The following is an 18,893-nucleotide window of genomic DNA, read 5'->3' on the forward strand; positions in this document are numbered from 1 at the left end:
CGAATCACGAATTATCCCCTTTTAAATTCATTCTGAAAACATCCTTGCTTCATCATTTTGAAATATCTTTGTACAAAATAAAAAGCCATGACACTCTTATTCCTCAACCTCGGCGGTGGTGAAATTTTCGTAATCCTGCTGGTAGTCCTTTTGTTTTTTGGATCCAAGAGAATTCCTGAACTGGCAAAAGGTCTTGGAAAAGGGATGCGTGAATTCAAAGACGCTATGAGCGGAATTGAAAGTGAAGTGAGAAATGCTGCCAATGATGCGCCTCCTGCAAAAACTCCTGCTGTTACTCCACCTGCAACGACTACACCGGAAGAACCTAAGAAAATTCAGGAATAAAATTTCCCTGTACTGATTCTTCCTATCGTAAAGAAAATTGTTTGTATTCTTATCTGCTTCCTTTTTTTGCGAGGAAGCGCTTTTCGATTTCTTCCAATGAAAAAGCGTTAAATGTAGAGGACTTTGTCAAGCCTCCTTTTCTTGCCACGCAAACACCATAATGCATATCGTGGTAACCTTCAGTACGGTGTGCATCCGGATTAATAGAAATCATGACATTCTTATCTAATGCATAAGGAATGTATCTCCAGTCAAGATCCAATCGATAGGGGTTTGCGTTCAATTCAATGATAACTCCATTGGCTGCGCAAGCATCAATGATCTTCTGATGATCGATTGGATAACCTTCCCGCGCGAGTAACAAACGTCCGGTGGGATGACCCAGAATGGTGGTGTAAGGATTTTCAATTGCTTTTAACAGGCGCTGCGTCGCTTTTTCCTTATCCATTCTTAATCCTGAATGAATGGAAGCGACAATGAAATCAAAACTATTTAAAATTTCATCAGGATAATCCAGTGAGCCATCGTTCAGGATATCGGATTCAATTCCTTTGAAAATTTTGAATGGACCAAGTTTTGAATTCAGGACATCAATTTCTTCTTGTTGCTTTAAAATCCGTTCAGGCTGCAAACCATTCGCGTAAAATGCGCTTTTGCTGTGATCACAAATACCGAGATACTGGTAACCCAGTCCTTTGCAATACACCGCCATTTCTTCCAGCGTATGAGCTCCATCGCTATAAGTAGTATGGTTATGCAGAATTCCTTTCAGATCTTTTTCCTCAATGAGTGTAGGCAGCTTTCCATTTTCAATCAATGAAAATTCTGAGCGTCCTTCACGCAATTCCGGTTCAAAGTAGGGGAGGTTTGCAAGGGCATAAATATCATTTTCCGATTCAGAAATTTCCGGAATCGTTAGTTTGTATTTTTCCAGGAGCAGTTCAAGATGTTCCGGATTTGCTGTTGTCCGAAAGAGGAGGGAAGCATAATGGTCATGATCAGAGATGAAAATAATCAAAGGTAATTTCCCTGCAATCACAGCGGCAATTTCAATTTCATTAGACCTGATGGAATCTTTATCAATAAGTGGATGAGAGGAAATGAAATCCAATACAGCAGAAATTTCTTTTGGGACCAGTACAAGCTCGATCTTTTCCTGTATTTCCAGTTTTCTTCTGAATTCACCGGTATAGGAGCATTCTTCAGCGATTCCGCTATTGCGGATGTCCTGCAAGATTTGCTGAGCGATTGGTTCAATGACAGCGAAAAGATATTTTCCCTGGTTCGCTTCCATGTATTCAATTGCCTGTTTGATTTGCAACTGAGTTTTGGATCCGAAACCTTTCAATTCAACCAACCTGTTCTCATTACAGGCATAAAGTAGTTCGCCTGTAGATTCAATACCCAGTTCTTTCCAGAGTGTTCTTACTTTTTTGGGCCCGATACCTTTGATGGAAAGCATGTCAATCACTCCTTTGGGAGTGAGTTTGAGCATTTCATCCATTTCAGGAAAGGAATTTTTTGTCAGTAAATCAGTGATTTTTGTTTGAATACTTTTTCCAACTCCTTCAATACTTCCAATTTCATTTGGATCCAAAGTTTCTATAGGAACAGGATGACGTTCCAGCTTGAATGCAGCATTCTGAATCGACCGGATCTTGAAAGGATTCTCGTCATGCAGCTCCATCAGCTGTGCTGTGAGCTTAAATGCTTTGGCGAGTTCTTTGTTTGACATAATCAATGAAATTCTAGGGGTGAAATTTCTTTAAATCGAAAAATATCAGAGCATGTTTAGTTCACTTTATTCGATCTCCAACCCAACCTGCATCCTGGCCATGATGCCATTCTGGCGAACAAGGTCTTTCAGATTATTGTAATAGCGATAGCTGTCGCCCAGTTCTTCTTTCACTATTCCACTTCGTACCTCTGTATTCATGTCTTCCAGAAGTTTGTCAAGGAATTCCTTTTGTTCAGGTAAAGCGATCGTCCTGTAATTATCCAGGTGTGCTTTTTTTGCCGCGATGTTGATCGCCGTTTCAATTCCACCTATAACATCAACCAGACCGAGACGTTTTGCATCGGTGCCGCTCCAAACGCGACCCTGGCCAATACTGTCCACTTGCGCTTTGCTGATTTTTCTACCTTCAGAAACGTGAGTAATAAAGTCGTCATAAATGTTTTCTACCTGATCCTGAATAATGCTTCGTTCATCATCGCGCATTGCACGGGTACCCGATCCGATGTCAGCGAAACGAGCTGTTTTTATTGTATCAAAAGTGATTCCCAGTTTGTTGTTGAATAATTTCTGTGCATTAAACATCAGTCCGAATACACCGATAGATCCGGTAATCGTATTGGACTCGGCCACGATGGTGTCAGCGGCGCAGGAGATGTAATAGCCTCCGGAAGCGGCGTAATCACCCATCGAAACTATAAATGGTTTCACTTTTTTGGCAAGTACTGTTTCTCTCCAGATTACATCAGAAGCGAGCGCGCTTCCTCCGGGTGAATTCACACGCAGGACAATTGCCTTGATCGAAGAATCTTCTCTTGCTTTACGGATGGCATCGGCGAGACGCTCTGAACCTATTTCATCTTCCTGTCCTTTTCCACTCACAATATCACCGGCTGCGTAAATGACCGCGATTTTTTGGTTGGACCATTCTTTATCGGATTTTACAAATGCTTTGTTGTATTTGCGCAGGGTGATGAATCTTTCTTTTTCTTTTTCACCGCGACCGGAAGCTTTTTTCAAATCACTCAGCACTTCGTCGTAATAAGCGATCTTATCAATCATGCCTGCAGCCAAAGCGCCTTTAGCGGAACGACTTGAAAACTGATCCGCGATTTCCTGGAGTTGATCGGTACTCATTTTACGTGCGACAGCAAGATTGGTCAGAACATCAGACCATATTGAGGTCATTAATGCGTCAATTTGTTCCCTGTTTTCCGGGCTCATTTTATCAAGGAGAAATGGTTCAACCGCGCTTTTGAATTTTCCATGCCGTATAATCTGCGGTTCGATTTCCAGTTTTTCCAATGCACCTTTAAAAAACATCAGCTCCGCATGTAATCCTTTGAAGTCGACACTTCCTTGCGGGTTGAGGTAAATGCGATCAGCGACGGAAGCAATGTAATAAGCTCCCTGGCTGAGTTCTTCACCATAGGCGTAAATGAATTTTTTGCTCTCCTTGAATTCAAGGAGCACATTACGGATTTCTTCTACTGTGGCGAGACCGGTCTGAACGCCGGAGAGGTTTAGAAAGATCCCTTTGATCTTCGGATCATTTTTTGCTTTACGGATGTTTTTTAATACATCGTCAAGACCCATATCGCGCTCCGGAATTAAATTTCCGAAGCTAAATCCTTCGAATGGATTGTTAGCGGATCGTTCCCGTATCGGATAGTTGAGGGTAATTTCCAGAATAGAATTGTCGTCGATGGAAATTTCAGTATCGCTTTTTACTGCGGATAATATGCCTGCGATCAAAAACAGTGAGATCACGAAGATCACCATGATTGAAAGAAAAAAACCAAGCATTGAAGCAAACATGAATTTGAAGAACTCTTTCATCTTTTGTATTTTAGTTTGGATTACATTTTTCCTTTAAAACCGGACCGGGAATGAAAATTATTTTCACACTACTTTCGAAATTGTTGTGATTTTAAATTCGAGTGAAAGTTTTACCTTTTGTTGACGCTTACAAGTTACGTAAAATGTCTGTTTGGAACATCTTTAGGGCAACTGATAATTTGCAATTGTTCAGTTTATGAGCCTGAGTCAATAAAATATTCAATTGAATAAAGGCTCTTGTTCGGGATTTCCGATTTCTTTTCTCTCTGGTTCAAAAAATAACTGTAAGGGAATCAAAGGCTTCTGTTTATAGGAGAAAAACGGTTGGCAGATCCTGAGAATTCCTTAGGTTTGAAGCCAAATCTCATGCACAAGACGTTGCTCTTATTGGGGACCAATTTAGGCGACAGGAATTTAAACCTGGATACAGCCATGCGGATGATTTCGCGGGAAATCGGTCTGTTAGAGCAGAAATCTTCAGTGTATGAAACACAAGCCTGGGGAAAGGAAGATCAGGGACCTTATCTGAACCAGGTTTTGTTGGTTTCGACATCTCTATCGGCAGAAGTATTGATGCGAAAGATTCTTGAGGTTGAATCGGATATGGGACGTGTAAGAGCAGGAAAATGGGAGCCCAGAATTATTGACATTGATATTTTGTTCTTCGACAATGACGTGATTCATGTTCCCGGATTGGATGTTCCGCATCCACATTTGCATGAACGAAAATTTACCCTGGTGCCTTTGGCAGAACTGATCCCTCATTATATTCACCCGGAAATCGGAAAAAGTGTGGGACAACTTTTGCGTGAGGTGGATGATCCACTGGATGTTCATCAGAAATAAATCGGGGGAAGAATTAATTGAAAATAACAGAGTCTGAAATTGAGATTTTTATTCAAGGAAATATTTTAATCCATTGCAAGAGCGTCTGAAATACGATTACATCGTAATCGAGGGAAATATTGGAACGGGTAAAACTTCACTGGCGACAAAAATCGCAGGGCAATTTAATACCCGCCTGATTCTGGAGCGTTTTGCCGACAATCCATTTCTTCCTTTGTTTTATGAAAATTCGCAGCGTTATGCTTTTCCATTGGAATTGTCTTTTCTCGCGGATCGGTATCAGCAACTAAATGATGAATTGGCTCCTCAGGAATTGTTCAGACAGCAGACTATTTCGGATTATATACTGAGCAAGTCCCTGATTTTTGCAAATATTACCCTAAAGGATGATGAGTACCAGTTGTATCAACGTCTTTTTCACATCATCAATCCACATCTTCCAAAGCCTGATTTGCTCGTTTATTTGCACAAGGATGTCTCGAATTTGAAGGCAAATATCCGTAAGAGAGGACGCGATTATGAGCAAAATATTGCCGATGATTACCTTTTTAGCTTAGAAAAGGGGTATTGGGAGTTTTTCAAGCAACAAACCGGAATCCGGATACTTGTACTCGATACAAATGAGGTTGATTTTGTTGGAAATCCGATTGATTATCAGGAAATTCTGAATTTAATCAATGCTGATTACAGCCCCGGAATTCACCGTGTAATCCTCCGTTCCTGACTCTCGGAATCCCGCTACCATAGCCATTTTTAGCTTGTTTTGTAAGGTAGAAATGATAATTTTGCAACATGTGTCTCGCTCTAACCGTAAGGATGCATACTGGTATCTAAAAAATTCAAATATGAGAATCTTTACACGCTTGTGGATGCTTGTTGTATGCCTTGTATTGAGCAAGCATACACTCGCACAAACTGTTCATAGCGACAGCATTCGCGTTGACATTAAAAGTGGCAAAATGCCGCGTTCCCGTGATTTCAATACATGGGACCTTACCCTTCACGGAGGTATTTGTATTCCAAACACGGATATTGCTTCCAGCGATATCAACGGTAGCAATACAAAACAACATCTGGGCTACGGAGTAAGTGTGACGAAATTCTTTTCACACACCTTCGCTTTACAAGCTCAATTTATCCGTGCTAAACTCGAAGGGGAAGACAGCAATAAACCATTGTATCGTTTCAATACTGACATTGATTATGATGTTACCCTGAACGCATTGTTTCAATTTGGTAACGTTGCTTTCCTTAAGCGTACTCCGAATCTGGCTATTTACGGTTATGTAGGTATCGGTATGATTAAATTCTCTCCGACTACTTCAAAAGATGGAGGTTTGACTTACGGTAATTACTATGTTCAGGACGGCCGTCTGGATAATGTCGATTATAAAAATACTTCCGAAGTTGTCATTCCGGTGGGTGTTGGTTTGAAATACAGACTCACCAAGAGCTTCTCTATGCATGCTGAATACAGTCTGCGTACAACCAATTCCGACAAGCTTGACGGTTGGTACCGTTTGTTATCAGAAAATGATAATTACAACTATTTCAATCTGGGATTGACTTATCATTTCGGTGCGAAAGAAAAAGTGATCGAATGGGTGAACCCGCTCTCTACTATTTATGCTGATCTCTACGACATGAAAGATCGTGTGGATATGCTGAGTGGTGATAAGGATAAAGACGGTGTAGCCGATATGTTCGACCGCGAACCCGATACTCCGGAAGGAGCAAAAGTATATGGTGATGGTACATCAGTGGATACAGATGGTGATGGAGTTCCGGATGTAAACGACACTGAACCATTCTCTGCTAAAGGAGCCAAAGTTGATGCCAACGGTCACGAAATTGATACTGATGGTGACGGTATTCCTGACAGTCATGACATGGAACCTTCTACTGCAAAAGGCAGTCTGGTTACAAACACAGGTGTGACTATTCCTACCGGCCCTGCTAACAAAGGCGGAGCATCTTCAGTACTTGCGGCTAATGGTTACCTGCCTTCAATCTTCTTTGATCTAAACAGCGCGATCATAGCTCCGAAATACAATGAAACACTTGCTTCCATTGCTCTCGTAATGCGCAATAACCCGGATATCAAATTTGAAATCAGTGGTAACTGCGACTCACGTGCAAGTGATGATTACAACGTGAAACTCGGTAAACGCCGTGCTGAAGCCGTGAAGAGTCACCTCGTGAAAAAATATGGTATCGACGCAAGCCGTCTGACCATCATGTCTCTTGGTAAAAAAGACCCAATCACCAAAGATCATCCGATGAATCGTCGTGTTGATTTTAAGGTGGGCGAGTAAGATCTTTATGCTATTAAAAAGAATGGGAGTCTCTTTTAGGGGCTCCCATTTTATTTTGGGTTTCGGTATAAGGTATAAAGTATAAAGTATAAGGTACTGCCCTCGTACTTTATACTTTATACCTTCTACTTTATACTTTATACCTTCAAAACAAAGTCCCACACCACAATCCCAGCACAAACGGCAACGTTAATTGAGTGCTTCGTGCCTTGCTGTGGTATTTCCAGAGCCAGGTCACAGATAGCGAGCGCTTTTTCACTGACTCCGTTTACTTCATGACCCAGCACATAAGCGTATTTCTTTTTCGCTTCAGGTTGAAATTCTTTGAGGGAAATTCCGCCTTCCGCCTGTTCGATTGCCACGATTGTGAATCCGTTTGATTTCAAATCCTTTAAAGCATCCGCGCAATTTTCAAAGTACTTCCAGTTCACGGAATCCTCAGCGCCCAGAGCGGTTTTATGGATTTCCCTGTGCGGTGGACATGCTGTAATACCACAGAGGTATACAGCTTCACACAGGAAGGCATCAGCGGTTCTCAGAATGGAGCCGATATTGTTCAGGCTGCGTACATCGTCGAGAACCAGGATTAGGGGGCGTTTTGGAGCTTGTTTGAATTCCTCAACAGACTTACGTCCCAGCTCATCATTTCGTATCTTGCGCATTCTTTTTTAAATTAACCGGCTACAAAGAAGCAAAATCTTGTTGAAGGAAGAAACTAAATCCGGCGTGGTGGAGACACCTTTAATGAAACAGTATTTCACCATTAAGGCGAAATATCCTGATGCTGTATTGCTTTTTCGCGTGGGTGACTTTTATGAAACCTTCGGGGAGGATGCAATTAAAGCAGCGGGAATACTCGGTATAGTATTAACAAGAAGGGCGAATGGTGCCGCGTCTTTTGTTGAATTGGCGGGCTTTCCTCACCATTCTCTGGATACATATTTGCCAAAACTTGTCCGTGCGGGACTGCGTGTCGCTATTTGTGATCAGCTGGAAGATCCGAAACTCACGAAGAAAATAGTGAAAAGGGGAGTGACAGAACTCGTTACTCCGGGAGTTTCTTACAACGATAAAATTCTTGAACACAAGAAAAATAATTTTCTGGCAGCATACCATACCGATGGTAAAATCGCGGGTGTTGCTTTCATCGATATTTCAACCGGAGAATTTCTTGTAGGGCAGGGAAATCTTGCTTATGCGGAAAAACTACTTCAGAATTTCAATCCATCTGAAGTAGTGTATTCACGATCCAGGAAAAAAGAATTCATGGATCAGTACGGTCCGCGTTTTTATACCTATGGATTGGAAGAATGGGTTTTTCAAGGCGACTATTCCAGTGAAATTCTTTTGCGTCACTTTGGAACCAAGTCTTTAAAAGGTTTCGGTATTGAAGAAATGTCTGCCGCTATTGTCGCCGCCGGTGCTGCCTTGCATTATGTTTCCGATACACGTCAGGAGCAACTAAAACACATCAGCGGGATTTCAAGGATCGAAGAGGATAAATATGTATGGCTGGACAAATTCACCGTTCGCAATCTTGAACTGGTGGGTTCTTCCAATGAACAGGCAGTGACCCTTCTCGACGTACTTGATCATACACTCACCCCGATGGGTGGTCGTCTGCTCAAACGATGGGTGATGTTACCACTGAAAGACATTGCCGCGATAGAAGAGCGGCAGGAAGCGGTAAATTATTTTCTGCACCATCCTGAGTTTTCTTCCATCATCGCCGGTCATCTGAAGCAGGTAGGAGACCTCGAGCGACTGATTTCAAAAGTAGCGCTTGGAAAAATATCTCCCCGTGAAGTGGTGCAGTTGAAACGATCTCTCGACATGGTGCAGCTGATTAAAGACAGCTGTGCCCACACCGATAATCCAGCCATCCGCGTTATTGCTGATCAGCTAAATCCTTGTACCCTGATCAACACAAGGATCTCCAATGAACTTCATCCGGAAGCGCCTGCCATGGTGAATAAGGGAGGCGCCATTCGCGAAGGAGTAAATGCGGAGCTTGATGAATTGCGAAGTATCGCCTATCACGGAAAAGATTATTTATTGAAAATTCAGCAACGTGAAGCCGAAAGAACCGGAATCACATCACTCAAAGTTGGTTTCAACAATGTCTTTGGATATTACATCGAAGTCACGCATACTCACAAAGACAAAGTACCTGCTGATTGGACACGTAAACAAACGCTCACAAATGCTGAGAGATACATTACAGAAGAGCTAAAACAATACGAAGAAAAAATTCTTGGAGCGGAGGAAAAGATTCTCGCACTGGAATCGCGACTGTTTACAGAACTCGTTCAGTCCGTTGTTGAGTACATTCGGCCAATTCAACTCAATGCGGGATTGATTGGCCGACTGGATGTGCTGATGTCCTTTTCAGATGTCGCTTTGAAGAATGAATATGTTCGCCCCGTAGTGAATGACTCAACCATCATCGACATCAAAAACGGTCGTCATCCGGTGATCGAAAAACAATTGCCTCAGGGTGAAAAATTTATTGCCAACGATATTTACCTCGATAACGATACACAGCAAATTCTGATGATTACCGGTCCGAATATGTCCGGTAAATCAGCTTTGTTGCGTCAAACGGCATTGATCACATTGCTGGCACAGACAGGCAGTTTTGTCCCCGCTGCTTCAGCGACTATTGGTGTAGTCGATAAAATTTTTACAAGAGTAGGAGCTTCGGATAATATTTCCTCAGGCGAATCTACTTTCATGGTGGAGATGAATGAGACCGCAAGTATTCTTCACAATTTATCAAACCGCAGTTTAATTTTACTTGATGAAATTGGCAGGGGGACTGCTACCTATGATGGTGTAAGTATTGCCTGGGCAATCGCGGAATACCTCCACAATCATCCAACAGCTCGCGCAAAAACTCTTTTCGCGACACATTATCATGAAATGAATGAAATGGCGGAATCACTTCCGCGTATTCGTAATTTTCATGTATCGGTAAAAGAATTGGAAAATAAAGTTCTCTTTTTACGCAAACTCGTTCCCGGTGGAAGTGAACACAGTTTTGGTATTCACGTCGCGAGAATGGCGGGTATACCAGCGAAGGTTGTCAGCCGTGCGGATGAAATCCTGAGTCAGCTCGAACGCAGTCGCGGTGGCACAGGAATGGGGAAGAAGGAGGGAAAGAAAAACGCGGATGAAATGCAATTGAGTTTTTTTCAGCTCGATGATCCTGTTCTTGAACAGATCCGCGAAGAGATTCTCCGTGTAGATATCAATAACCTCACTCCAATGGAAGCGTTGAATAAGTTGAATGATATCAAGAAGCTTCTTGGGAAGTAGATTTTAGTTTTTAGTGGTTAGAGCTTAGTGGTTAGTGCTTAGTACGATGTATTAATTGAAATGAAAGTTCGCGATTAACATCGTACAATCTACAATCTACAATCTAAAATCTACAATCTAAAATCTACAATCTACCTTATACCCCTTTCACAAAATGACAAAATACTTTCTATTCCTCTACTTATTCATTCCTTTCAAATTATTCTCCTCGGGAAAACTATTTCTGCAACCTGATTCTGTTTGTGGTAAGGATGCGACGGTGTGGAATGCTCCGGGTTTCCCGAATGGGATGACAAATTACGGTTCCGGGGATTTTCTTGGTGCTCATTCCTGGACAAATAGCGGTACGCCCGATACAAGTCGTTCGCTCATTGAATTTGATCTTGATCAGATTGCGTCAGGTTCTCACATCGTATCCGCTTATCTTTCCTTGTATAATAATCCAACTACCAACTTTGCAGGCGGGGAACATTCAACTTTGAGTGGACTGAACTCGGCTTACATCCGGCGAATTGTAGAGCCATGGGATGAAAGCACAGTCAATTGGTTTACACAACCGGCTGTAACGAATTTACATCAAACCAGTATTCCTGCAAGTAGCGGCCCTCACGATGATTATATCAATATCGATGTAACGCAGCTTGTGCAGGACATGGTCGATAGCGCTGTAACGAGTTTTGGTTTTGAAATCAGTCTTGTGAGAGAGCAATATTATCGTGCGCTTGTTTTTGCATCGAGTGATTGTGCAGATCCGAATTTACGGCCGCGATTGATTATTTCTTATGATGAACCCCTTTCAGGTTGCTGGACATTGCAGCCTCACGATGGTTGCGGAAAAGATGCATTGGTATGGAATGCTCCGGGGTTTTCAAACGGTACGACCAACTATGGTTCCAGTGATGCAATAGGTGCGCACGCCTGGACAAATACCGGGATCCCGGATACAGGAAGAACACTGCTGGAATTTGATCTTGGTTTTATTCCTTCCAATGCTGCAGTTACTGCCGCATATTTGTCATTCTGGAGTAACCCAAGTAGTGCTTATGCTGGTGGACAAAGTTCTTCTTTAAGCGGCCCGAATAATAGTATACTAAACAGGATTACCTCTCCTTGGGATGAGTCGACTGTCACCTGGTTTACGAGACCATCGGTAACAACACAGAACCAGGTCAGTATTCCGATGACTCCAGGAGTATATTCCGACATGTTGAATATCGATGTAACTACATTGGTGCAGGACATGCTTCAAAATCCTGCTAACAGTTATGGTTTCGAGTTGCAACTTGCGAATGAAGCGTATTATCGTTCCCTTGTTTTCAGCTCGAGTGACGTGGATGATGAAACCAGGACACCAAGATTGGAGATCTGTTATTCTACGACAACAGGTATTACCTCTTTGAATGGTTCGGCTTTGCATATTTTCCCAAATCCAACATCAAATCTTGTATCAATACAGGCAAAGTTGCCAATTAATGAACCAATTCAACTCCTGATTAGAGATGCATTGGGGCATATCGTTCTTGCCAAATCATACTCAATTTCAGGGTACGGGATTCAGGAGAATATCGATGTATCCGGTTGGTCGGCAGGGGTGTACTTTATTGAATTACACGGGAAAGCCGCTTCCCTCACCGGTAAATTGGTTAAATATTGAGAATAAGGCCTTTAATGAGCCGATTTTTTTCATTGAAAAAGACACATTTTTTTTCATTTTCCCTAGATTTTTTCAAAAAATCCTTATTTTTGCGATCCCAAAGAAAGCCAGTAGATTTTCTGGTGTTTTTTGGAAAGGCGGAAGTAGCTCATTTGGTAGAGCACGACCTTGCCAAGGTCGGGGTGGCCGGTTCGAGCCCGGTCTTCCGCTCAAACGGAAAGTCCCTCTAAATGGAGGGATTTTTTTTTGCATGCAGGAGTTGATTACTTTAGCAGCATTAATAGAGTGAAGAATCAGAAATCAGGTAGAGTGAAATCTATCCAGAGTTCATGATTCATTGAACGGAATTGTATAGTGGGGTAAATTGTGTTAGTGGAAGAGTAAGAGTAAGTGTAAGAGTAAGTTGAAAGATTACTCTCAACAAAGGGTCCAACCCGAAACACGGAACTCGGAACCCGAAACACAAAAAATGCCCGGGTGGTGGAATTGGTAGACACGCAGGACTTAAAATCCTGTGGTCATTGCGACCGTGCGGGTTCGATTCCCGCCCCGGGTACTTTACAGAGGAAGTGGAAGTGTAAGAGTAAGTTTTAAGATCTTAAAACTTACTCTTACACTTCCACTTCCTCTTTTTTGGGCATTAGTCATTTCTCAAGTTAATAGGTTTTTTTTCACCATAGAATACAGCTTTAATTTCAAGATTTTTTATCCTTGTTAGAAGCTAAAACAAATCTATGTTCGATTTTTTAAAATTATTGGTGTACAAGAAAACAACAATTTTCAAATCAAAAATTTATACTTTTCTTTTTAGCGACTATAGCAATAGGTTCAGCTTTCGCGTGCGTTGCAATCCTTGATCAGTTGAAAGAAATCAACTTATTGTCAGATCAGGTTCATAAGGAATTGTATTCTATCGCTCTTGAAATGTCAAAAATGTTGTTTGGATTGGAAAAAGCTTTAAGTTGAAATCTCGACTGCTTGAAACCTTCGCAATTTATTTGAAGTGTAACGCAAGAAGTTTTGCATAAAATTCCTGTTAGTTTGCCATGGAATTATTTTGCCATGAAGAAATATTCATTGCTCCCCTCCATCACATCCTCTGCATATACCAATTCAATTCTTTCTCCATTTTTTTGTAATGTAAGAAAGTTGTAATGTTTTTTTTGAGGCGGATGAAGGCAGTTTCGCTTTTGACTACGTAGTCAAATGCTTTGTGATGCATACAACTAACCGCGACTTCGATGCTGTCTTGCGAAGAAAGCATCACAACGGCAACATCATCTTTGATGGCCTTAATTTTGTCTAGTGTTTCAATGCCATTCATGGCATCTTTTTCAATTCCATTCAAATGGTAGTCGAGAATAATCACATCGGGGTTATTTCCTAAGTTTTCAATACACAACTCTCCTGTAGCATAAGTCTCCACATTGAAATCGGGATGATGCATAAATTCAATTTCAAGCGCTTTTAAAAATACGGCATCGTCATCAACCAGAAAAAGTTTGATTTTTTCGTTTGTCATTTTGGGAAGTTTTTTAGCCTGGTGTATTCTTCTTCGAGCTCCTTGCAAGCTTGTATGCAAACATTCTCAAGTTTGAGCACCATATCTGAGATATCTTCCGACTCTTTTTGTATGGAAGCATGTTCCTGGATTTTTTTGGCCATATTTTCAAAATCTACACTCATTCCCATAATTGCAAAGGAAGGAATGATTTTGTGTGCGCTTGAATAAAGGGATTCCCAATCCTGGTTGTGCAAGCTTTGCTTCATGACCTGAATCAAAGGCGGGGTTTGTTTCAGATAAATGGAAATCATTTCCATCATTAGGTTCCTGTCCGATTTGGTCCGGTTCATCAAATAGCCCAGATCCACGCATTTGAATAATTTTGTTTCTGCCTCTTTGAATATTTTCTTTTGATTTTTGGTTGCACTCAGATTTACAAAATCAATTATTTTGTTATACAATATCTTTTCATCAACAGGCTTCGCGATGTAATCATTCATGCCTACGGATTTGCACTTTGCTAAATCTACAGTGGTCACATCCGCCGTAAGGGCAATAATTGGGAGAGTTAAATGCAGCGTGTTTCTTATGTATTCAGTTGCTTCAAAACCATTCATTTCCGGCATTTGCAAATCCATCAGGATGATGTCGTAAGTTTTGGTTTTAAGTTTTTCAATGGCGATTTTTCCGTTTGCAACGATATCTTGTTTGAATCCAAAGTCGTCCAATAACGTTTTCATCAGGAGTTGATTGAGGGCAATATCTTCTACAACCAATACGCTGATGTTATTGATATCTTTATTCACTTCAATAGTTTCCGTGACACTTTCCGCTTCTGTGGTAGTTTTTTGAAATGTCAAAATAAAACTAAAAGTAGAGCCGACATCTGTTTTACTCTTAACGGTAATGTTTCCACCCTGCGATTCCACAAGTTTTTTTACTATAGCTAGTCCCAGTCCTGTTCCTCCATATAACCTGGATGTAACACTTGAAGCTTGTTGGAAATTTTCAAAAATCTTATCTAATTTTGATTCAGTGATTCCAATTCCTGTATCACTTATAGCGAATTCAATGGTTGCATTTTCATCGTCTTCAGAGAGCAGGCGTGTGCTCATTTTGATGGTTCCACTGGTTGTGAATTTGACAGCATTGCTGACCAAATTGAGGATGATCTGGTGCAGCCTTACCGGGTCTCCTAATAAGGTACGAGGTATTTTTGCATCATATTCTTTGATCAGACTTAAGTTTTTCTCCTGAATCTTCGTTTCGAAGAGATGTAACATCGCCGAAATAGAAGCTTGCATTTTGAATGGAGTATTTTCAAAAGTCATTTTTCCGGCATCCACTTTCGCGAGATCAAGAATGTCGTTGATCAAAACGATAAGTGAATCACCGCTCATTTTGATAGCGGTCAGATATTCTTTTTGTTTTGCAGTGAGATCGGTTTTGAGAAGCACTTTTGTAAATCCGATGATGGCATTCATTGGAGTACGGATTTCATGACTCATATTCGATAAAAACTGTTGTTTAGCCCTTACCGCGTCTTCCGCAATTTTTGTCGCGCTTTCAGCCTTGATTTTCGCTGCTTCGGCTATAGTGGTTGCCAGTTCTGCGAAAATCATCGATTCTGTAAGTTCTTTTTCTATTCTTTTTTGTTCAGTAATTACCCGCGCTACGACAACTGCTCCAATGACATTTCCCCGCTCATCTTTGTACACAGAACCATTGAATAAAACGTCAGTCAATTTTCCGTCCTTCATGGTGAGTGGATAATCTTCCACAAAACCATTTTCAAAAACACGCTGATAGCCTTCCCTTGCTTTTTCGGGTTCAGTGAAGTAATTATAAAAATCGGACCCGATCAGTAGTTCTCTTGAGACTTCGGTGATTTTAACTGAGGCATTGTTTGTGTCGGTTATTTTACCTGCAGGGCTGATGGTGAATAATGGATCCCGGCTTGCTTCGATGAGGCTCAGTGAATAATTGGATAGAAGTTTCTGAGCGGTTATATCACGTGCTACAATAACTACTCCTACAACATTGCCCGTAGTATCTTTGAAAGCGGAACCATTAAATAGTACATCCGTTAATTTGCCTGTTTTATTTCTGAGTGTGAGTTGTGAGTCAATAACAAATCCTTTAGAAAAACCTTCCCTGTAAACTTCGCTTGCTTTTATTGGATCTGTGAAATAATCAATAAAGTTCGTACCGTTTAGTTCAGGGCGCGACAAACCTGTAATTTTAACAGTTGCTTCATTGATGTCTGTAATTTTCCCATCATGATCAATAACCAAAAGCGGATCCGGACTTGCTTCCAGTAAACTGCTGGCATATTGAGGCTCGTGTGTTCTGCTTCTTTCCATGATAATTTTATGCAGGAATAGATTTCTCCTTACTGACGATAGTAGTATTCATTGGTTGAACACCAATTTCTTCCGCTTGTTGATCTCTTTTGTTTCGCATTTTTATAAAATGCGACGGACTTAATCCCGTAATTTTTTTAAATTGATTCGAAAGATGAGCTGTGCTACTATAGTTTAATTTTATCGCGATTTCGGAGATCTTTAATTCCTGATAGATCAGCATTTCTTTCGCTCGTTCAATTTTTTGAGTGATGATATATTTCTCAATCGTTATTCCTTGAATATCAGAAAAGTGATGCGATAAGATGGTGTAATCCAGATTGAGTTGAGCACTCAGGTATTCTGTAAATGAAAATTTATTGTTTTCATCAATTTGCCATACCATTTCTAAAATAGTGGTTTTTATTTTATTCGTTAGTTCTCCCTTTTTATCATCAATTAATTCCAGGCCGGAATTTTGCAAACCTTGTTTAAGTTGCAGGCGCTGGGATTGACTTAATTCTTCCATTATTTCAACCTCCCCTAAATCAACAATGATGAAATGTAAGCCCAGCGCTTTTAACTCAGCCTTCACTGCGAGTTTGCAGCGATTGCTGAGCATGTATTTGATATATAATTTCAGAAGAGTCGTGCTTTGGATTCAGTTTATACAAAGATGATGAATATCGACCCCTGAAATGTTACACAACTTTGTTGAAAAGTTACACAATTCACGTATTCTGACTTCATTTCTTTTGATATTTGAATTAAATCCAATAAAATGAAAAAGATGAGAATGCCTTGATGAAAGGATGCGCATCTCATTTGCGTCACTTGAATCACCACTCCCAATTTCTGAAATTGTTCTGCACAGCTCAATTTGGAAATTTAAAGTGCAAATTTCTTTAGAGGTATACTATAGGAAAGATTGAGCTTTTATACTTAAAAATAAAAGAAGGCGGATTTATTCAAGCCCTGGATAAATTATATTATTTGTACAAAAAGTATTTGTGGACAAGGTAATTCAACTACTTGTTTGAAATCGGCAGCAAAATTACAATTTGATAAATTTTCCTCCGATTATGTTGTCTTTCATTTTGATAGAATAAAAGTAAATTCCTTTTTTCAGAGAGCAAAGATCAATAGGATATCGATGGGTTCCGTTAAGTCCTTTCGTTTTTAATTCCTGAATAACATTATTTCCTAATGCATCCCAAATATTTAAAAGCATATCTGAATTGTCCTTTAGCTGAATTTCTAATACGGAGTTTTCAGAAATGGGATTTGGAAAGATGAATGATGAAGAATTGTTACTCTCCGTGCTACTTTTTATTCCTACCGGGACTTGCACCTGTGCGAAGACTATCTCGTTGGGCTTTTTTATAGGATGACAAATAAAATTACTTACTACAGTTCCGGGTAGTGAATCTCTTTGATAAAGTATGGATGGACCTTCTGAGGCTATTACTTTTCTTGCCATACTTCCGTATGCGGCATCCTGATATTCTCCTGAACCTCCTGCTGAATTTCCCGGAACTATGTCTATAGGACTGGTCCATGTTTGACCTTCATCAGATGACCCAATTACAAAAACATGAGTGTGCAATTCATGCCACAAGGTTGTATCGGCGAAATTGCCTTCCACCAGGGACATGTAGGAAACATAAATAGAATTATTTTCATCCACACCGGCTGACGGTCGGGTTGTCATTCCAAAACTATCACCATAATCTCCCCATGGATAATTGCATTGAGCCGCGGGATAATCAATTTGTCCGTTTCCATTCAGATCCTGAATCTGTGCAATCAATTTTGAAGAGTCGGTTGGCATATTTTCATTCCAATAATACAAGCCATCGGATAAATAGACGAAAGGTCGGTAAAAACCCGGTGCAGTTGAGCTATCTCTTGTCCAGCGACAGGTTCCATACCATACATGACAAAGCCCGTTGTTATCTATGAGCAATGTCGCGTCTCCGTAATTCGAAAGCATCGTATCCAAAGCGGGACCGGTACCGGGCAGGTATGTGAAATCATTGTGAAAATCGAACCTTGGAATCGGAAAGGTTTTTACAATCGTTTTGGTCCAGGTATTTCCGTAATCATAAGATTTCAAAATTCCCAGATCAGTAATCAAATTGCCAAATACAATGGCAACAATGCTGTCTTTTGCATCAATAAAGTAATTTCCGGGGCCAAAACCATTGTACTGACTTGAATCGATAAGTGCCAAAGACTGGCGTAAAACCGGCCATGTTTGACCTGCATCATCCGAACGTGAGAATAATATTGGACCATCTTGTCCATACAGGCTGGTTCCTGTATTTCCTGTACCATGGGCTAATACGTACACAGTGTTACCAGCAGAACAAGCTTTGGCCCAGGTATCATCGTTAGCCGAGGTTCCTAGTGCATTTGGTTGCTGTATCCATGGTGAACCTGGGCCTTTTGTAGCACGCCAGTTTAAAAACAAACGGTTTGTGCCCAGACTTGTGCAATTTGCAATGGTCATTTCAGAACCATTGTCTGTGACGACAATATTTGTAAAACCAGTTCTGTAATTTCCTTCTGTTCTGGCAGATGGATAAACTCCTGCAACGCCATCAGGATGATAATACCATTTTGAAATTGTTGTTGCACCCGGATCGTAGTAATTGTATGCGGTTCCACGATTAGGATATTGAGATTGTGAATCAGGAGAGTATGTCCACGCTGCTGAAAACGAACCATCCTGATTTCTTACCAGATTCATCCCTACGGACCCTTCTGACTGAATATCATAATATGTGTAGCCAATGATTGATTCAGTTATGACTGATTGTGATTGGATAAAAAAAGAATTTGTCTGGCCGATAGAAGAAATTAAAGGAAGTAAAAATAAGGCGAGTGTAAAGTTTATTTTCATCTTTTTTGTTTTTAAAATCAAATCAAATGATATCCGGTTTGATGATGAATTGAAAAATGAAAAACTGTATTTCAAAATTCTAAGAAACTG

Annotated in this window: 13 protein-coding genes and 2 tRNA genes; 8 read left to right on the forward strand and 7 right to left on the reverse strand. The window is 40.7% G+C overall.

Annotation, left to right across the window (positions count from 1 at the left end; all coding sequences use genetic code 11):
• Window positions 1–87 precede the first annotated feature (87 nt).
• On the forward strand, window positions 88–345 hold the full coding sequence (locus IPP86_10135; protein ID MBL0138875.1) for a twin-arginine translocase TatA/TatE family subunit: 258 nt from the start codon (window positions 88–90) through the stop codon (window positions 343–345).
• Window positions 346–394: 49 nt separating this feature from the next.
• Here IPP86_10135 and IPP86_10140 read toward each other — a convergent pair whose 3' ends face one another.
• Together IPP86_10140 and sppA are read right to left on the reverse strand one after the other, a co-directional pair.
• Window positions 395–2,080, reverse strand: coding sequence for a DNA polymerase/3'-5' exonuclease PolX (locus tag IPP86_10140; protein ID MBL0138876.1), 1,686 nt, complete (start codon window positions 2,078–2,080; stop codon window positions 395–397).
• Between the two features lie 66 nt (window positions 2,081–2,146).
• Complete coding sequence (gene sppA, locus IPP86_10145) at window positions 2,147–3,919, reverse strand: signal peptide peptidase SppA (GenBank protein ID MBL0138877.1); 1,773 nt, start codon at window positions 3,917–3,919, stop codon at window positions 2,147–2,149.
• Between the two features lie 366 nt (window positions 3,920–4,285).
• On the opposite strand from sppA, the gene folK reads away from it, so the two are divergent.
• The 3 genes from folK to IPP86_10160 all read left to right on the forward strand — a co-directional run bounded on the left by folK (window position 4,286) and on the right by IPP86_10160 (window position 7,080).
• A complete protein-coding gene (gene folK / locus IPP86_10150; GenBank protein MBL0138878.1) occupies window positions 4,286–4,765 on the forward strand; it encodes a 2-amino-4-hydroxy-6-hydroxymethyldihydropteridine diphosphokinase in 480 nt (159 codons plus the stop codon).
• A gap of 85 nt (window positions 4,766–4,850) precedes the next feature.
• Window positions 4,851–5,489: a deoxynucleoside kinase gene (locus tag IPP86_10155; protein MBL0138879.1), complete on the forward strand. Its 639-nt coding sequence runs from the start codon at window positions 4,851–4,853 to the stop codon at window positions 5,487–5,489.
• A gap of 121 nt (window positions 5,490–5,610) precedes the next feature.
• The gene (locus IPP86_10160; protein MBL0138880.1) at window positions 5,611–7,080 is read left to right on the forward strand and encodes an OmpA family protein; all 1,470 of its coding nucleotides are present in this window, start codon (window positions 5,611–5,613) and stop codon (window positions 7,078–7,080) included.
• Between the two features lie 137 nt (window positions 7,081–7,217).
• On the opposite strand, the gene IPP86_10165 is transcribed toward IPP86_10160, so the two are convergent.
• Window positions 7,218–7,742 carry an RNA methyltransferase gene (locus IPP86_10165; GenBank protein MBL0138881.1) on the reverse strand — a complete coding sequence of 175 codons (525 nt, stop codon included), beginning with the start codon at window positions 7,740–7,742 and terminating at the stop codon, window positions 7,218–7,220.
• An 82-nt stretch (window positions 7,743–7,824) separates the two neighbouring features.
• Here IPP86_10165 and mutS point away from each other — a divergent pair, with 82 nt between their 5' ends.
• The 4 genes from mutS to IPP86_10185 all read left to right on the forward strand — a co-directional run bounded on the left by mutS (window position 7,825) and on the right by IPP86_10185 (window position 12,608).
• Window positions 7,825–10,398: a DNA mismatch repair protein MutS gene (mutS, locus tag IPP86_10170; GenBank protein MBL0138882.1), complete on the forward strand. Its 2,574-nt coding sequence runs from the start codon at window positions 7,825–7,827 to the stop codon at window positions 10,396–10,398.
• A 154-nt stretch (window positions 10,399–10,552) separates the two neighbouring features.
• Window positions 10,553–12,052: a DNRLRE domain-containing protein gene (locus IPP86_10175; GenBank protein MBL0138883.1), complete on the forward strand. Its 1,500-nt coding sequence runs from the start codon at window positions 10,553–10,555 to the stop codon at window positions 12,050–12,052.
• Window positions 12,053–12,189: 137 nt separating this feature from the next.
• Window positions 12,190–12,262: transfer RNA gene (locus IPP86_10180), tRNA-Gly, on the forward strand.
• 261 nt (window positions 12,263–12,523) lie between these two features.
• Window positions 12,524–12,608 (forward strand) — tRNA-Leu (locus IPP86_10185).
• A 534-nt stretch (window positions 12,609–13,142) separates the two neighbouring features.
• Here IPP86_10185 and IPP86_10190 read toward each other — a convergent pair.
• The 4 genes from IPP86_10190 to IPP86_10205 form a co-directional block, all read right to left on the reverse strand.
• Window positions 13,143–13,574, reverse strand: a complete 432-nt coding sequence (locus IPP86_10190) for a response regulator (GenBank protein ID MBL0138884.1) — start codon at window positions 13,572–13,574, stop codon at window positions 13,143–13,145.
• The gene (locus IPP86_10195; GenBank protein ID MBL0138885.1) at window positions 13,571–15,919 is read right to left on the reverse strand and encodes a PAS domain S-box protein; all 2,349 of its coding nucleotides are present in this window, start codon (window positions 15,917–15,919) and stop codon (window positions 13,571–13,573) included. The genes IPP86_10190 and IPP86_10195 overlap by 4 nt, the downstream gene beginning before the upstream one ends.
• A 7-nt stretch (window positions 15,920–15,926) precedes the next feature.
• Window positions 15,927–16,520, reverse strand: coding sequence for a helix-turn-helix transcriptional regulator (locus IPP86_10200; protein MBL0138886.1), 594 nt, complete (start codon window positions 16,518–16,520; stop codon window positions 15,927–15,929).
• A 432-nt stretch (window positions 16,521–16,952) separates the two neighbouring features.
• Window positions 16,953–18,803 (reverse strand): T9SS type A sorting domain-containing protein, encoded by a 1,851-nt coding sequence (locus IPP86_10205; protein ID MBL0138887.1) that lies wholly within the window; start codon window positions 18,801–18,803, stop codon window positions 16,953–16,955.
• Window positions 18,804–18,893 lie beyond the last annotated feature (90 nt).

The organism is Bacteroidota bacterium (assembly GCA_016720935.1).
Classification (GTDB): Bacteria; Bacteroidota; Bacteroidia; order AKYH767-A; family 2013-40CM-41-45; genus JADKJP01.

What these genes read in the sequence shown, in the direction of transcription:
- IPP86_10195 (MBL0138885.1), bottom strand. Translation starts at nt 15,919, where the DNA reads ATGGAAAGAAGCAGAACACACGAGCCTCAATATGCCAGCAGTTTACTG.
- IPP86_10160 (MBL0138880.1), top strand. Translation starts at nt 5,611, where the DNA reads ATGAGAATCTTTACACGCTTGTGGATGCTTGTTGTATGCCTTGTATTG.
- folK (MBL0138878.1), top strand. Translation starts at nt 4,286, where the DNA reads ATGCACAAGACGTTGCTCTTATTGGGGACCAATTTAGGCGACAGGAAT.
- mutS (MBL0138882.1), top strand. Translation starts at nt 7,825, where the DNA reads ATGAAACAGTATTTCACCATTAAGGCGAAATATCCTGATGCTGTATTG.
- IPP86_10135 (MBL0138875.1), top strand. Translation starts at nt 88, where the DNA reads ATGACACTCTTATTCCTCAACCTCGGCGGTGGTGAAATTTTCGTAATC.
- IPP86_10140 (MBL0138876.1), bottom strand. Translation starts at nt 2,080, where the DNA reads ATGTCAAACAAAGAACTCGCCAAAGCATTTAAGCTCACAGCACAGCTG.
- IPP86_10165 (MBL0138881.1), bottom strand. Translation starts at nt 7,742, where the DNA reads ATGCGCAAGATACGAAATGATGAGCTGGGACGTAAGTCTGTTGAGGAA.
- sppA (MBL0138877.1), bottom strand. Translation starts at nt 3,919, where the DNA reads ATGAAAGAGTTCTTCAAATTCATGTTTGCTTCAATGCTTGGTTTTTTT.
- IPP86_10205 (MBL0138887.1), bottom strand. Translation starts at nt 18,803, where the DNA reads ATGAAAATAAACTTTACACTCGCCTTATTTTTACTTCCTTTAATTTCT.
- IPP86_10200 (MBL0138886.1), bottom strand. Translation starts at nt 16,520, where the DNA reads ATGCTCAGCAATCGCTGCAAACTCGCAGTGAAGGCTGAGTTAAAAGCG.
- IPP86_10175 (MBL0138883.1), top strand. Translation starts at nt 10,553, where the DNA reads ATGACAAAATACTTTCTATTCCTCTACTTATTCATTCCTTTCAAATTA.
- IPP86_10190 (MBL0138884.1), bottom strand. Translation starts at nt 13,574, where the DNA reads ATGACAAACGAAAAAATCAAACTTTTTCTGGTTGATGACGATGCCGTA.